Annotated in this window: 14 protein-coding genes and 1 CRISPR repeat array (1 of these 15 cut by a window edge); of the genes, 3 read left to right on the top strand and 11 right to left on the bottom strand. The window is 72.9% G+C overall.

What is annotated here, in order from left to right:
* Positions 1–129: 129 nt before the first annotated feature.
* The 6 genes from ACH4N1_RS24060 to ACH4N1_RS24035 form a co-directional block, all read right to left on the bottom strand.
* Positions 130–546: a hypothetical protein gene (locus ACH4N1_RS24060; protein WP_398099964.1), complete on the bottom strand. Its 417-nt coding sequence runs from the start codon at positions 544–546 to the stop codon at positions 130–132.
* 89 nt (positions 547–635) lie between these two features.
* A complete protein-coding gene (gatB, locus tag ACH4N1_RS24055; RefSeq protein ID WP_398099962.1) occupies positions 636–2150 on the bottom strand; it encodes an Asp-tRNA(Asn)/Glu-tRNA(Gln) amidotransferase subunit GatB in 1515 nt (504 codons plus the stop codon).
* 15 nt (positions 2151–2165) lie between these two features.
* Positions 2166–2408 carry a hypothetical protein gene (locus tag ACH4N1_RS24050; protein WP_382793859.1) on the bottom strand — a complete coding sequence of 81 codons (243 nt, stop codon included), beginning with the start codon at positions 2406–2408 and terminating at the stop codon, positions 2166–2168.
* On the bottom strand, positions 2405–3913 hold the full coding sequence (gene gatA / locus ACH4N1_RS24045) for an Asp-tRNA(Asn)/Glu-tRNA(Gln) amidotransferase subunit GatA (RefSeq protein ID WP_398099960.1): 1509 nt from the start codon (positions 3911–3913) through the stop codon (positions 2405–2407). Before gatA ends, ACH4N1_RS24050 begins: the two co-directional genes overlap by 4 nt.
* A 5-nt stretch (positions 3914–3918) precedes the next feature.
* Entirely contained in the window at positions 3919–4215 is a 297-nt protein-coding gene (gene gatC, locus ACH4N1_RS24040) for an Asp-tRNA(Asn)/Glu-tRNA(Gln) amidotransferase subunit GatC (RefSeq protein ID WP_018531282.1), read from the bottom strand.
* Between the two features lie 166 nt (positions 4216–4381).
* On the bottom strand, positions 4382–4753 hold the full coding sequence (locus ACH4N1_RS24035) for a DUF4267 domain-containing protein (protein WP_398099958.1): 372 nt from the start codon (positions 4751–4753) through the stop codon (positions 4382–4384).
* A 93-nt stretch (positions 4754–4846) separates the two neighbouring features.
* Between ACH4N1_RS24035 and ACH4N1_RS24030 the strand changes: the two genes are divergently transcribed.
* A complete protein-coding gene (locus ACH4N1_RS24030; protein WP_398099956.1) occupies positions 4847–5431 on the top strand; it encodes a TetR/AcrR family transcriptional regulator in 585 nt (194 codons plus the stop codon).
* A 77-nt stretch (positions 5432–5508) separates the two neighbouring features.
* Here the strand turns inward: ACH4N1_RS24030 and ACH4N1_RS24025 are convergent, their stop codons facing one another.
* From ACH4N1_RS24025 to ACH4N1_RS24005, 5 genes are all read right to left on the bottom strand, one after another.
* The gene (locus ACH4N1_RS24025; RefSeq protein WP_398099954.1) at positions 5509–7761 is read right to left on the bottom strand and encodes a putative bifunctional diguanylate cyclase/phosphodiesterase; all 2253 of its coding nucleotides are present in this window, start codon (positions 7759–7761) and stop codon (positions 5509–5511) included.
* Positions 7762–8027: 266 nt separating this feature from the next.
* Positions 8028–10223 (bottom strand): NAD-dependent DNA ligase LigA, encoded by a 2196-nt coding sequence (ligA, locus tag ACH4N1_RS24020; RefSeq protein WP_398099952.1) that lies wholly within the window; start codon positions 10221–10223, stop codon positions 8028–8030.
* A gap of 15 nt (positions 10224–10238) precedes the next feature.
* Complete coding sequence (locus ACH4N1_RS24015) at positions 10239–11240, bottom strand: methionine synthase (protein WP_398099950.1); 1002 nt, start codon at positions 11238–11240, stop codon at positions 10239–10241.
* 85 nt (positions 11241–11325) lie between these two features.
* A complete protein-coding gene (locus ACH4N1_RS24010) occupies positions 11326–12024 on the bottom strand; it encodes an SDR family oxidoreductase (protein ID WP_398099948.1) in 699 nt (232 codons plus the stop codon).
* A 94-nt stretch (positions 12025–12118) separates the two neighbouring features.
* Positions 12119–12658 (bottom strand): TIGR00730 family Rossman fold protein, encoded by a 540-nt coding sequence (locus ACH4N1_RS24005; protein WP_398099946.1) that lies wholly within the window; start codon positions 12656–12658, stop codon positions 12119–12121.
* A gap of 51 nt (positions 12659–12709) precedes the next feature.
* Between ACH4N1_RS24005 and ACH4N1_RS24000 the strand changes: the two genes are divergently transcribed.
* Together ACH4N1_RS24000 and ACH4N1_RS23995 are read left to right on the top strand one after the other, a co-directional pair.
* Complete coding sequence (locus ACH4N1_RS24000; protein WP_398099944.1) at positions 12710–13033, top strand: DUF427 domain-containing protein; 324 nt, start codon at positions 12710–12712, stop codon at positions 13031–13033.
* Between the two features lie 38 nt (positions 13034–13071).
* Entirely contained in the window at positions 13072–13854 is a 783-nt protein-coding gene (locus ACH4N1_RS23995; protein WP_398099943.1) for an alpha/beta fold hydrolase, read from the top strand.
* A gap of 198 nt (positions 13855–14052) precedes the next feature.
* Positions 14053–14912: direct repeats of the CRISPR family, unit length 29 nt; unit sequence GGGACCATCCCCGCGGGTGCGGGGAGCAG (it continues 459 nt past the right edge of the window).

Genomic DNA, 14912 nt, shown 5'->3' with positions numbered 1-14912 from the left:
ATGATCGTTTGATCGGTTCGTGGGCTTATTCACAGCAAAGCGAGAAATATCACGGGAAGGTGTCGGCGCGCTCCGGTGGACGCCCGCCGTCCGGCGGGGTCCGGCCGGGCGGATCGGCCCCGCGCCCCGTCAGTCCGACTGGTCGCCGACGGCCATCACCATCACCCCGACGATCAGCAGCCACAGCGCGCGCCGGGTGCGGCCGCGGGAGCCCAGCAGCGCGGCGAGCGCGCACACGGCGGCGCCCAGGGCGTAGGCGGCGGGCACCAGGACCGGGGCGGAGCCGGTGAGGCGCAGGAGGGCCGCGGCGAACCCGGCGAGGGTGAGCAGGGCGCCGGTGCCGGCCGCCGTCCAGCGGGCCCGCCGGGCGTCCTCACCGGCGTACTCGTCGTCGTGCTCCCCGTCGTCGCGCTCCCGGGCGTCGGGGTCGTCCGCGCCGGTGTCCTCGGCGAGCGGGTCGGGACGGGGCATGTCGTCCGTGTCGTGCGCCTCGGTCGCGCCGGTCCGTATGCCGTCCTGGGTGTCGGAGTCGGTACGTCCACTCATGGCGGGCGAGCGTAGCGCCTCGGCCCGGGAGACGGAGAAGGGGGATGCGCCCAGGTCGGCGCATCCCCCTCGGGGTCCGGGGTCCGGGCTCAGCCCTCGCTGACGCCCAGCTTCTCCAGGATCAGCTCCTTGACGCGGGCCGCGTCGGCCTGGCCGCGCGTGGCCTTCATGACCGCGCCGACCAGGGCACCGGCCGCGGCCACCTTCCCGCCGCGGATCTTGTCGGCGACGCCCGGGTTGCCGGCGATGGCCTCGTCGACCGCCGTGCCGAGCGCCGAGTCGTCGGAGACGACCTTCAGCCCGCGCCGGTCGACGACCTCGTCCGGGGTGCCCTCGCCCGCGAGGACGCCCTCGATGACCTGACGGGCCAGCTTGTCGTTCAGGTCGCCCTTGCTCACCAGTTCGGCGACGCGGGCGACCTGCTCGGGCGTGATGGCCAGTTCGTCCAGCGCCGTGCCGGACTCGTTGGCGCTGCGGGCCAGTTCGCCCATCCACCACTTGCGGGCGGAGGCGGCGTCGGCACCGGCGTCGATGGTGGCGACGATCAGGTCCAGCGCGCCGGCGTTGAGGATGGCCTGCATGTCCGTGGCCGAGATGCCCCACTCCGCCACCAGGCGGTTGCGGCGGACCAGCGGCAGTTCGGGCAGACCGGCGCGGATCTCCTCGACCCACTCGCGCGAGGGGGCCACCGGCACCAGGTCCGGCTCGGGGAAGTACCGGTAGTCCTCGGCCTCCTCCTTCACGCGGCCCGAGGTCGTCGACCCGGTGTCCTCGTGGAAGTGCCGGGTCTCCTGGATGATCGTCCCGCCGCCGCCCAGTACGGCGGCGTGCCGCTGGATCTCGAAGCGGGCCGCGCGCTCCACGGACCGCAGCGAGTTGACGTTCTTCGTCTCCGAGCGGGTGCCGAACTTCTCGGTGCCGTGCGGGCGCAGCGACAGGTTCACGTCGCAGCGCATCTGGCCCATCTCCATGCGGGCCTCGGAGACGCCGAGCGCCTTGATGACCTCGCGCAGCTCACGGACGTAGGCCTTGGCCACCTCGGGGGCACGCTCCCCGGCGCCCTCGATCGGCTTGGTGACGATCTCGATGAGCGGGATGCCGGCGCGGTTGTAGTCCAGCAGGGAGTGGGAGGCGCCGTGGATGCGGCCGGTCGCGCCGCCCACGTGGGTCGACTTGCCGGTGTCCTCCTCCATGTGGGCGCGCTCGATCTCCACCCGGAAGGTCTCGCCGTCCTCCAGCTGCACGTCGAGGTAGCCGTTGAAGGCGATCGGCTCGTCGTACTGGGAGGTCTGGAAGTTCTTCGGCATGTCCGGATAGAAGTAGTTCTTCCGGGCGAAACGGCACCACTCGGCGATCTCGCAGTTCAGCGCGAGACCGATCTTGATCGCGGACTCGACGCCGGTCGCGTTGACGACGGGGAGCGCGCCGGGCAGGCCGAGGCAGACCGGGCAGGTCTGCGAGTTGGGCTCGGCACCCAGCTCGGTCGAACAGCCGCAGAACATCTTGGTCTTGGTGCCGAGTTCGACGTGGACCTCGAGGCCCATGACGGGGTCGTACGACGCCAGTGCGTCCTCGTACGACACCAGGTCGGTCGTGGTGGTCACGGTGAAACTTCCCTCTCAGCCCAGCAGGACGTCGTCGTCGCCCAGCCGCTTCAGCTCGCGGTAGAGAATGGCCAGGTTGGTGACGACCGCCGCGCCGGTCACGACGGCGTCCAGCAACCGCAGCGTGTCGCTGTCGGTCCGGGCCTTCCTGATCTGCTTGACGACGCCGATCGCGCCGAAGGCCGACGTGGCCATCGACACGTAGAGACCGGACTTGGACTTCTTGAAGCCCTTGGCCTTGGACAGGGTCTTGCTCACAGCGACGGAGCCTCCTCGAGCAGCGGGTGCCCCCACTTTTCCACGAAGGCGGCCTCGACGGCGGCGCCGACCTTGTACAGCCTGTCGTCCTTCAGCGCCGGGGCGATGATCTGGAGGCCGACGGGGAGGTTGTCCTCGGGGGCGAGACCGCAGGGCAGCGACATGGCCGCGTTGCCCGCCAGGTTGGTGGGGATGGTGCACAGGTCGGCCAGGTACATCGCCATCGGGTCGTCGGCGCGCTCGCCGATCGGGAAGGCGGTGGTGGGCGTGGTCGGCGAGACGATCACGTCGACCTGCTCGAAGGCCTTCTCGAAGTCGCGCGTGATGAGCGTGCGGACCTTCTGGGCGGAGCCGTAGTAGGCGTCGTAGTAGCCGCTCGACAGGGCGTAGGTGCCGAGCATGATGCGGCGCTTGACCTCGGGGCCGAAGCCCGCCTCACGGGTGAGGGAGGTCACGTCCTCGGCGGAGCGCGTGCCGTCGTCGCCGGTGCGGACGCCGTAGCGCAGGCCGTCGAAGCGGGCGAGGTTGGAGGAGCACTCGGAGGGCGCGATCAGGTAGTACGCCGACAGCGCCAGGTCGAAGGACGGGCAGTCCAGCTCGACGATCTCGGCGCCCAGTTCCTTCAGCAGGGCGACGGACTCGTCGAACCGCTGGATGACGCCGGCCTGGTAGCCCTCGCCGCGGAACTGCTTGACGACACCGACGCGCATGCCCGCCACGCTGCCGTTGCGGGCGGCCTCGACGACCGGCGGGACGGGCGCGTCGATCGACGTCGAGTCCAGCGGGTCGTGCCCGGCGATCACCTCGTGCAGCAGGGCCGCGTCCAGGACCGTGCGGGCGCAGGGGCCGCCCTGGTCGAGGGAGGAGGAGAAGGCGACCATGCCGTAGCGGGACACCGCGCCGTACGTCGGCTTCACGCCGACCGTGCCGGTGACGGCGGCCGGCTGGCGGATGGAGCCGCCGGTGTCGGTGCCGATGGCGAGGGGGGCCTCGTAGGAGGCGAGGGCGGCGGAGGAACCGCCGCCGGAGCCGCCGGGGATGCGGGTGAGGTCCCAGGGGTTGCCGGTGGGGCCGAACGCGCTGTTCTCGGTCGAGGACCCCATGGCGAACTCGTCCATGTTGGTCTTGCCGAGGATCACCACGTCGGCGGCCTTCAGCCGCTTGGTGAGCGTCGCGTCGTACGGCGGGATCCAGCCCTCGAGGATCTTCGAGCCGACGGTCGTCGGGATGCCCTCGGTGGTGAAGATGTCCTTGAGCGCCAGGGGGACGCCGGCGAGCGGGCCGAGCTTCTCGCCGCGGGCCCGCTTCTCGTCGACGGCGCGGGCCTGGGCCAGCGCGCCCTCGCGGTCGACGTGCAGGAAGGCGTGCACCTTCTCGTCGACGGCCTCGATGCGGGCCAGGTGGGCCTCGGTGACCTCGACGGCCGTGAGGTCACCGGAGGCGATCCTCGCGGCGATCTCGGCCGCGGTGAGCTTGATGCAGTATTCGATGTTTTTGGCCGTCATTGCGGTTAGTCCTCCCCCAGGATCTGCGGCACCTTGAAACGCTGCTGCTCCTGGGCCGGGGCGCCGGAGAGCGCCTGCTCGGGGGTGAGCGACGGACGGACCTCGTCCGCGCGCATGACATTGGTCAGCGGGAGCGGGTGCGAGGTCGGCGGTACGTCTTGGTCGGCGACCTCGCTGACGCGGGCGACCGCGCCGATGATGTCGTCCAGCTGTCCCGCGAAGTGGTCGAGCTCTTCGGGCTTCAGCTCCAGACGCGCCAGCCGGGCGAGGTGGGCGACCTCCTCGCGCGTGATGCCAGGCATGCAGCGTTCCTCTGGGGTGAGTGAGTGTGCTTTGGGCCCCAATCCTATGGGTCGGCGGCGCGTCCCCGGTAAACGGTTCGCCGGGCGGCCCTCGGCGCGGTCCTCGGCGAACGCCCCGGAGGCGGGTGCGCCCCGTCGTCGGGCCCCCGCGGTCCCCGCGCGTTCGTCAGACGGCGAACAGCAGGCCGGCGCTGACCAGCACGACCACGGCGGTGGCGAAGTGGACGCCGAAGGCCACGGCCTTCGTTCCGCCGTGGCGCAGCACTATCAGCGTGTCGACGAGCGGGATGACCGCCGCGCACAGCATGAACCAGGCCTCGGCGCGGGCGCCGACGAAGACCAGCAGGGCGAGGCCGAGGACGCCGAGGGTGCCGTCGCGCAGGCCCTTGACGGTGAGGTAGGCGCCGGCGTCGCCGCCGGGTTCGGCCGGGACGCCGTAGCCGGCGGCGGAGGGTCGGGGCCGGAGCAGGAAGCGGGCTCCGATGAACACGATGAACAGGTCGAGGACGACGGCCAGGGTGTAGGCGGTGACGGTCATGACGGATCCCTCCCGTTTCGCTAGCGGCGCTAGCAACTGGAGCGAAGCTAGCAGAGCGCCGAAAGAATGGCTAGCGCTGCTAGAATCCGGGGCATGTCGATCCAGACGCGCCGGGAGCGCGAACGAGCGGAGCGCGAACGGCTGATCGTCACGGCCGCGCGCGAACTGGCGGAGGCCGAGGGCTGGGACGCGGTCACCACCCGTCGGCTCGCGGCCGAGATCGAGTACAGCCAGCCGGTCCTCTACAGCCACTTCAAGGGCAAGGACGCGATCATGGCGGCGGTCGCGGTGGACGGCTGCGCGGAGCTGGCGCGGGAGATGCGGGCGGCGCGGTCGGGCGTGACCGGCGCCCGGGAGTCCCTCACGGCCGTCGGAACGGCGTACACCGACTTCGCGCGCCGCCGCCCCGCGCTCTACGACGTGATGTTCACGCACGCGGTCGCCCTTCCGTTCGCCACCCCCGAGGCCCCGGCGGCCCTGCAGGAGGCCTTCGGCGAACTGCTGGCGGCCGTGCGCCCGGTGGCGGCCCCCGGCGAGGACCCCGGCCTCCTCACGGAGACCTACTGGGCCGGCCTCCACGGCCTCGCCACCCTGATGCGCAGCGGCCGCCTCCCGGAGGGGGCCCACGACCAGAGGCTCAAGCTGCTGATCGACCACTTCGCGGCGGGCACGGCCTGAGGCCCCGGCCCGCGGCGGGCCGGGCCGTCACCGGAGGGGGCCACCCCCGGACCGGCCGGACGGGCGTGCGGGCGAGGTCAGTCCTCGGACGCCGCGGGCAGCGCCGCCGCCGCGGGCCGCTGCCAGCCCCGCGACCCGCGGGCCCGCAGCCACGCCGTGGTCTCCTCCGGCGGCATCGCCGCCGCGACCAGCCACCCCTGCACGGCGTCGCAGCCGAGGTCGCGCAGCCGCTCCCACGTCTCGTCGTCCTCGACGCCCTCCGCGACCACGAGCAGCCCGAGGGAATGCGCGAGGTCGACCGTGCAACGCACGATCTCCGCGTCCTCGGTGTCCACCGCCAGCCGGGCCACGAAGGACCGGTCGATCTTCAGCTCGCTCACCGGCAGGCGCCGCAGGTGGACCAGCGAGGAGTAGCCGGTGCCGAAGTCGTCGAGGGACATCTTCACGCCGTGTCCGGTGAGCGCGTTGAGGGTGTCGGCGGCGCGCTGCGGGTCCTCCAGGAGGACGTGTTCCGTGATCTCGAGCTGGAGCGCCGCCGCGGGCACCCCGTGCCGCGCGAGCCGCGCCGCGACCGAGCCGGCGAATCCGGGGGTGTGCACGTCGCGCGGGGAGACGTTGACCGCGACGGGCACGTGCAGGCCCTCGGCGCGCCACCGGGCGACCTGGGCGAGGGCCGTGTCCAGCACGTACTCGGTGAGGTGGGGCATCAGCCCGGAGGACTCGGCGATCGCGATGAACTCGTCCGGCGGCACCTTCCCCCGCTCGGGGTGGACCCACCGCACCAGCGCCTCGAGCCCGGCGACCTGTCCGTCGAAGCGGACCTTGGGCTGGTAGTGGAGCTGGACCTCGTGCGCGTCGAGCGCGCGGCGCAGGTCCCCCAGCAGACCGAGCCGGTCGGGTGTGTTGGAGTCGCGCTTGGACTCGTAGACCTCGACGCCCGTACGGTCCCGCTTGGCCTGGTACATCGCCACGTCCGCGCGCCGCAGCAGCCCTTCCGCGTCGAGTGCGTGGTCGGGGAAGACGGCGACTCCGGCGCTGGCCTCCAGGACGAGGGTGAGCCCGTCGAGGTCGAGCGGTGAGCCGAGGTCGGCGACGAGTCCGCGGGCGACGCGGGTCGCGGAGGTCGTGGAGTCGGCGACGGGCAGTAAGACGGCGAACTCGTCGCCGCCGAGCCGCGCCACCTCGGCCCCGCGCGGGAGGGCCAGCCGGAGCCGGTCGGCGATCTGGAGCAGCAGCCGGTCCCCGGCGAGATGGCCGAGCGTGTCGTTGACCGACCGGAACCGGTCGAGGTCGATCAGCATGAGTGCCGCGCGGGCGCCGATGCGTTCGGCGTCGTCGAGGGCGGTCCAGATCCGCTCCCCGAGCCACTGCCGGTTGGGCAGTCCGGTGAGCGGGTCGCGCAACTGCTCCTCGGCGCGGGCGCGGGCCATCCACAGCGTGGAGTCGAGGGCGATGAGCGGGATGGCGAACAGCGGCAGCAGGATCGGCTGGGCCACGGCGACGACGCACACCAGCGGGGCTATGCCCAGCAGGGCGACGGCGGCCAGGCCCTGTCTGAGCAGGGCCGTACGGGCGACGGTGGGCAGACTGCCGGCGCGGGGCGTGTGCAGGTACCAGAGCAGGACGCGGGTGACGGCGAGGTAGGCGACGGCGACCAGCACCACCTGGGGCGCGGTGGAGAGCGTCCAGGTGTCGGGGGTCCAGGGCCGCTCGACGGACGGCACCGGCCCGCACGCGGCGAGCAGCAGCGCGCCCGTGCCGATGCCGAGGATGTCCACCGCGCCGTGGAGTATGCCCTGCCGCCAGCGGTGGCGGCGGGCTATGCCGACCAGGACGACGACGGTGAGGCTGACCAGACCGGCGGGCAGCCAGCCGTAGAGCAGCAGGACGGCGAGGGTGAGGGCGGCTCCGGAGCCGGTGCCGCCCCACCAGCGGGCCCGGCCCAGCAGGACGAGGTGGCCGACGACGATGCCGGTCAGCACGGCCAGCGACCAGCCGACGGTGCCGGACGGGAACAGCGCGTGGCTGCTGGTGAAGGCCCGGTAGAAGGCGGCGCCCAGGGCGAACCCGGCGGCCGCGACGACGGCCGCCGGAAGCGCGGGCCAGGACGGGTGCCGTTCCGCGTCGGCGCCGTACGCGCCGGAGGGGTCGCCGCCGGGCGGGAACGGGGCGGGGGCGCGCGGGTCCGTCCGGGTGAGCGGGCCGCCGGCGCGGGCCGGTTCGCCCGGGGGCCGTTCTGACCACGCCACCCACCGGCTGCCCCACCAGGCGTCGGTGACCCGGCGCCGGGGCAGCCCCGTGTCCGGGGCGGCGCTCTCGGTCGGTTCCATTCCCGTCCCTCTCACAGCCGGCGGTGCCCACGCCACGCGGTCCGCTGCCCGACGGCCTTGCGCGGGCCCCGCGTTGGAAGACCCTTGGCCCCGCCCGTCAGGAGCGGGGGATGCCCCGGCCGCGGCGGGGCACGGCGGGCGCACTTCTCAACAGTAGGCCGCGGAAGGCTTCCACGGGCAGCGGTCGTCGACGGTTGCCCGAATGCGCCCCCGGCACCCGTAAGCGTCCGGTATGCGCCGATCGGGTGGTCTTCGGCCGCCGGTCCTCACGACTCGGCGACCGGCAGGGCGACTTCGGCGGCCGCCTCCGGCCCCTGTTCGAGCAGGACCGTGAAGCCGTCCTCGTCCAGCACCGGAACCTTGAGCTGCATCGCCTTGTCGTACTTCGATCCGGGGCTGTCACCCACGACGACGAACGAGGTCTTCTTCGACACCGATCCGGTCACCTTCGCCCCACGGCTCTGGAGGGCGTCCTTGGCGCCGTCCCGGGTGAAGTGCTCCAGGGTGCCGGTGACCACGACGGTGAGGCCCTCCAGCGGACGCGGCCCCTCGTCCTCGCCGGACCCCTCCTCCTCCATGCGGACGCCGGCGGCCTTCCACTTGCGGAGGATCTCGCGGTGCCAGTCCTCGGCGAACCACTCCTTGAGGGAGGCCGCGATGATCGGGCCGACGCCGTCGGTGCCGGCCAGCTCCTCCTCGGTCGCCTGCTCGATGCGGTCGATGGAGCGGAACTCGCGGGCCAGCGCCTCGGCCGCGACCGGACCCACGTGCCGGATGGACAGGCCGGTCAGGACGCGGGCCAGCGGGCGGTCCTTGGCGGCCGCGATGGTGTCCAGCATGGCGAGCGCGTTCTTCTTCGGCTCGCCCTGCTGGTTGGCGAAGACGGTGGCGATCTTCTCCTCGCCGGTCTTCGGGTCCCGTTTGGGCAGACCGCTGTCCTGGTCGAGGACGTAGGCCTTGATCGGCAGCAACTGCTCGATGGTGAGGTCGAACAGGTCGCCCTCGTCGGCGAGTGGCGGCTCCGCGGGCTCCAGCGGCTTGGTGAGGGCCGCGGCGGCGACGTACCCGAAGTGGTCGATGTCCAGGGCCTTGCGGCCCGCGAGGTAGAAGAGCCGCTCGCGCAACTGGGCCGGGCACGCGCGGGCGTTGGGGCACCGCAGGTCGACGTCGGCCTCCTTCATCGGCCGCAGCGGCGTGCCGCACTCGGGGCACTCGGACGGCATCACGAACGCGCGCTCGCTGCCGTCCCGCAGGTCGGCGACCGGTCCGAGGATCTCCGGGATGACGTCACCCGCCTTGCGCAGCACCACGGTGTCGCCGATGAGGACGCCCTTGGCCTTGACGACGTCCTGGTTGTGCAGGGTCGCGAACTCGACCTCGGAACCGGCCACGGTCACCGGCTCGACCTGCGCGTACGGCGTGACGCGGCCGGTGCGGCCCACCCCGACGCGGATGTTGAGGAGCTTGGTGTTGACCTCCTCCGGCGCGTACTTGTAGGCGATCGCCCAGCGCGGCGCGCGGGCCGTGGAGCCGAGCCGCCCCTGGAGCCGGATCTCGTCGAGCTTGACGACGACACCGTCGATCTCGTGCTCCACGGAGTGCCGGTTCTCGCCGTAGTACGCGATGAACTCCCGTACGCCGTCGAGGCCGTCGACCACCTTGTTGTGCCGGGAGGTGGGCAGCCCCCAGGACTTGAGGAGGTCGTACGCCTCGGAGAGGCGGGCGAGGCCCTCGTACCCCTCCAGGGCGCCGATGCCGTGGACCACCATGTGCAGGGGGCGGCCCGCGGTGACGCGCGGGTCCTTCTGGCGCAGCGAACCGGCCGCCGCGTTGCGCGGGTTGGCGAAGGGCTTGTCGCCGGCCTCGACCAGACGGGCGTTCAGCTCCTCGAACTTCTCCATCGGGAAGTAGACCTCGCCGCGGATCTCGACGAGGGACGGGACGCCGTCGCCGGTCAGCCGGTCGGGGATGTCCGCGATGGTGCGCACGTTGGGCGTGATGTCCTCGCCCGTGCGGCCGTCGCCGCGGGTGGCCGCGCGGGTGAGCCGGCCGTTCTCGTACGTCAGGTTGACGGCGAGGCCGTCGACCTTCAGCTCGCACAGGAAGTGGTGCACGGAGGCGCCGACGTCCTTGTGGACGCGCTCGGCCCAGGCGGCCAGCTCCAGGTCGTCGAAGGCGTTGTCCAGCGAGAGCATGCGCTCGCGGTGCTGGACGGCGGTGAACTCCGTCTCGTACGCGCCCGAGACCTTCTGGGTGGGCGAGTCGGGGGTGCGCAGCCCGGGGTACTGCTCCTCCACCGCCTCCAGGGAGCGCAGCAGGCGGTCGAACTCCGCGTCGCTGATGACGGGGGCATCCTTCACGTAATACCGGAAGCGGTGCTCCTCGATCTGCTCAGCGAGCTGCGCGTGCTGCTCCCGTGCCTCCGTGGGCACCGTCGTCTCCGCTTGCCTGTCGCCGGCCACCGTGTCGTCCTCCCGTTACTCTGGGTTGTCCGCGAGGGATCTCGCCGCCCGGACGCAGTGGGCGAGGGCCTGCCGCGCGTACGCGGGCGAAGCCCCTGCGAGGCCGCACGCCGGGGTGACCGTCACGGCCTCCGCGAGGAGGTCCGGTCGCAGTCCCAGCCTGCGCCACAGCGTCCTGACACCCATGACGCTACCGGCAGGGTCCGACAACGCGGCGTCCGTGCCCGGCACGACACCGGTGAACAGCCGGGTGCCCGCCTCCACCGCCTCGCCGATCGCCTCGTCGTCACGTTCGGTCAGGAGGGAGAAGTCGAACGAGACGGCCGTCGCACCGGCCCGGCGCAGCAGGGCGAACGGGACGTCCGGCGCGCACGAGTGCACCACGACGGGACCGCCGTCGTGCACTCCCACGGCCTCGCGGAGCGTGGCCTCGACGACCTGGCGGTCCACGGCGCGGTACGTGCGGTAGCCGCTGGCGGACCTGACGCGGCCGCGCAGTACGGCGGTGAGGGAGGGTTCGTCGAGCTGGAGGACGACCTGGGCGCCCGGCACCCGGCGCTTCACCTCGGCGAGGTGCAGGCGCAGGCCCTCCGCGAGGGAGGCGGCGAGGTCGCGGCAGGCGCCGGGGTCGGAGAGGACGGCCTCGCCGCCCCGCAGCTCCAGGGCGGCGGCGAGGCTCCACGGGCCGACGGCCTGCACCTTCAGCTGCCCCTCGAAGCCCTGGGTGGCCTCCTCCAGAGCGTCGAGGTCCTCCCGGAGCCAGGACACGGCCCGCCGGGTGTCCCTGCCGGGACGGTCACCGAGGCGCCAGCCGCTGGGCTCCACGCGCGCGTACAGCTCGACGAGCATGCCGGCGGTGCGGCCGATCATGTCGGCGCCGGGGCCCCTGCCGGGCAGTTCGGCGAGGAAGGGGAAGTCCTCGAAGGACCCGGCGACCGTCCTGGCGGCTTCCCTGGCGTCACCGCCGGGCATCGAACCGATCCCCGTCGCGGGCCCGAACCTGAAGTGTGCGTTCACGGGCGGAAGCCTACGTACCCCGAAGGCCCTCCCCCGCACCCCCGTGCTCCCCACGCGCCCCGCACCCCCGTGGCGGGGAGACCCGCTACCGGCCCGGCCGCACCGTCAGGTCGTTGACCTCCGCGTCCCGCGGCAGGTCGACCGCCATGAGGATCGTCGTCGCGACCGACTCGGGATCGATCCACTCCCCGGGGTCGTACGCCTTCCCCTCCTGCTGGTGGACCTTGGCCTGCATGGGGCTGGCCGTGCGGCCGGGGTACACCGAGGTCACCCGCACCCCGTTGCCGTGCTCCTCCGCGCGCAGGGAGTCCGCCAGCGCCTTCAGTCCGTGCTTGGAGGCGGCGTAGGCCGACCAGTCGGCGCTCGCCCGCAGCCCCGCCCCGGAGTTGACGAACACCACGTGCCCGTGGGACGCCCGCAGTTGCGGCAGGAAGTGCCGGGTCAGTTCGGCGGGGGCGACGAGGTTGACGTTGAGCTGGTGGCGCCACGACTTGGGGGTCAGCTCACCGACCGGCCCGAGGTCGACCACGCCGGCGACGTGCAGCAGCGAGTCCACCCGCTCCGGCAACGACTGGTGGGAGAAGGCCCAGCTGAGCCTGTCGGGGTCCGCGAGGTCGCCGACCAGGGTCCGCGCCCCCGGGAAGTCCGCCGCCAGTTCCTTCGCCCGGCCCGCGTCCCGCGCGTGCAGCACGAGGTCGTCCCCGCGCGCGTGGAGGCGGCGGGCGACGGCCGCGCCGATGCCGGAGCCCGCCCCGGTGATCACATGAGTAGCCATGCCCGCCATGCTCGCACCACCGCCGGTCCACCGGTCACCGCCGGTCCACCGGTCACCGCCGGTCCGCCGGTCACCGCCGGTCCGCCGGTCGCCGGTACGCGGTTCAGGCGATGCCCCGGCTCTCCTCCAGGTAGGCGAGCGCCCCGACCGGCTCCTCCGCGAAGAACACCAGGTCCGTGAGGGGCCGGGGCAGGAACCCCTCGGCCTCCATGCGCCGGAACTGTTCCTTGAGGCCGTCGTAGAAGCCGGCGGTGTTCAGCAGGACGACGGGCTTGTCGGTGTGGCCGTGCTTCTTCAGTTCCAGGATCTCGGTGGCCTCGTCCAGCGTCCCCGTCCCGCCGACCATGATGACCACCGCGTCGGCCTTCTCCAGGAGCAGCCGCTTGCGTTCGGCCAGGTCGTCCGCGATCACCATCTCGTCGGCGCCGGGCCGCGCCCGGGCCGCGAGGAAGCCCACGGAGACCCCGCACAGCCGGCCGCCGGCCTCCTGCACGCCGTCGGCGACCACCTTCATCAGCCCCACGTCGGAGCCGCCCCACACGAGGGTGTGCCCGCCCTTGCCGAGCAGTTCGGCGAACTCGCGGGCGGGCCGGGTGTAGCGGTCGTCGAGGTCGGCTGCGGAGAGGAAGACACAGATGCGCATGCCGCCACGGTACGCGGGAAGAATCGGCGGCCCGCGAGCGCTGTCCCCGGTATGGCCGACGGACACACGATCACGATCGAGCAGGGCACCCGGCACGTGCGGGTCGTCCACGGGGACCAGGTGCTGGCCGAGACGGACCGGCCCCTGATCCTCAGGGAGACCGGCTGCCCGGTGCGCTACTACCTCCCCGCCGAGGACGTACGCCTGGACCTCCTCACCCCCTCCGACACCCACACCTACTGCCCGTTCAAGGGCACGGCGTCCTACTGGTCGCTGCCGGACGCGCCCGACCTCGTGTGGGCGTACTCCGACCCGAAACCGGACGTCGAACAGATCAAGGACCACCTGTGCTTCTACGAACCGGAAGTGTCGTAGGCCGATAACTCCCGTGTCCTGGGGCAGTCTGCACAGGCATGGACAAGAAGACCCTTTCCCGTGACGGCACCTCCCTCGCGTACGCCCGCGCCGGGCAGGGCCCCGCGGTCATCCTGGTGAGCGGGGCGATGTCGACGGGCGGCACGGTGGCGCCCCTGGCCGGACTCCTCTCCCGGCACCACACCGCCTACTGGTACGACCGCCGGGGCCGCGGCGAGAGCGGCGACACGGCGCCGTACGCGGTGGAGCGCGAGGTCGAGGACCTGGCGGCGCTGATCGAGGCGGCGGGCGGGGAGGCGGCCCTGTACGGCGTCTCCTCGGGCGGCGCGCTGGCCCTGGAGGCGGCGGCCGCCGGACTGCCGGTGAGCCGGGTGGCGGTGTACGAGGTGCCGTTCGCGGACTTCTCCGAGGGCGGCGCCGGGGAACGCGCCGCGTACACCCGGAATCTGACGGAGGCACTGGGCCAGGACCGCCGCGGGGACGCCGTGGAACTGTTCCTGCGTCTGACGGGCCTGGCGGAGGAGATGATCCGGGGCGCCCGCCAGTCCCCGATGTGGCCCGCCATGGAGGCCATCGCCCCCACCCTGGCCTACGACGACGCCCTCCTGGGCGACGGCCTGGTCCCCCGCGAACGGCTCTCCTCGATCACCGTCCCGGTCCTGTCCCTGGCCGGCTCCGCCAGCCCGGCCTGGCTGCGCCGCGCCGCCCGCGCGGTCGCGGAGGCGGTCCTCGAGGGCTCCTACCGGACCCTGGAGGACCAGACCCACATGGTGGATCCGAACGTGCTGGCGCCTGTCCTGGCGGAGTTCTTCACGCCGTAGGGCGCACGCCGCACACCACGCGCCGGTGCCCGTCGTGGGGCGCCGGTACGTCGTCCCCGACGCCACGAACCAGAAGACCTCGACGCGGCGGCCACGACGACCTGCACCTGTGTTGTACCTGTCCTGCCCTGCCTTCACACGGCGTCGCCGCTCAGCAGATGTTCGCGGAGCGACACGTGCTGTCGCCGTCCAACGGTGGGGGCCATCCCTGCGGGTGCGGGGAGCAGTAGTTCTTGATCGTCAGGTACTCGTCCTTGGTGGGACCATCCCCGCGGGTGCGGGGAGCAGCTCGACGTGCTCAGCACGAAGGTCGCGCCGCCGGGACCATCCCCGCGGGTGCGGGGAGCAGTAGAGGTCGGGCAGGTCGGCGATCTTGCAGATGGGACCATCCCCGCGGGTGCGGGGAGCAGCACATCGTCCTGGAACTACACGTCTATCCCCCGGGACCATCCCCGCGGGTGCGGGGAGCAGTGGACCGGGCCGAAGGCGCCGACCGCGTTGCGGGGACCATCCCCGCGGGTGCGGGGAGCAGTCAACCCGTGCGGGGTCCGTGCGTCGGTCGAGGGGACCATCCCCGCGGGTGCGGGGAGCAGAGCACGGGATACGGGCCGCCGACCGGTGGCTGGGGACCATCCCCGCGGGTGCGGGGAGCAGGCCGAAATGCTGCGGCCAACGGTTGGGCCGCTGGGACCATCCCCGCGGGTGCGGGGAGCAGGAGGTGCTGCGCCGTCCGCAGGGCACGGCGCCGGGACCATCCCCGCGGGTGCGGGGAGCAGTGGACCGGCGTCCCGAACATTGCCGCGCCCTGGGCGTACTCGGGACCATCCCCGCGGGTGCGGGGAGCAGGAGGGCGGCCAGGAGTGGGCCATCGCCAAGATGGGACCATCCCCGCGGGTGCGGGGAGCAGCCCTCCGAAGGGGTGTCGCGCCAGGCGCGGCCGGGACCATCCCCGCGGGTGCGGGGAGCAGTTCGGCGGGCTCGGTGCTGGTGGTGGGCGGCAGGGACCATCCCCGCGGGTGCGGGGAGCAGCTCACCCCCCACGCGAAGTCGGCGTCCAC

It is taken from the genome of Streptomyces sp. NPDC017202 (genome assembly GCF_044331705.1).
GTDB lineage: Bacteria > Actinomycetota > Actinomycetes > Streptomycetales > Streptomycetaceae > Streptomyces.
The sequence above is the reverse complement of the archived record's forward strand: the minus strand, read 5'-3'. Positions and strand labels throughout refer to the sequence as shown.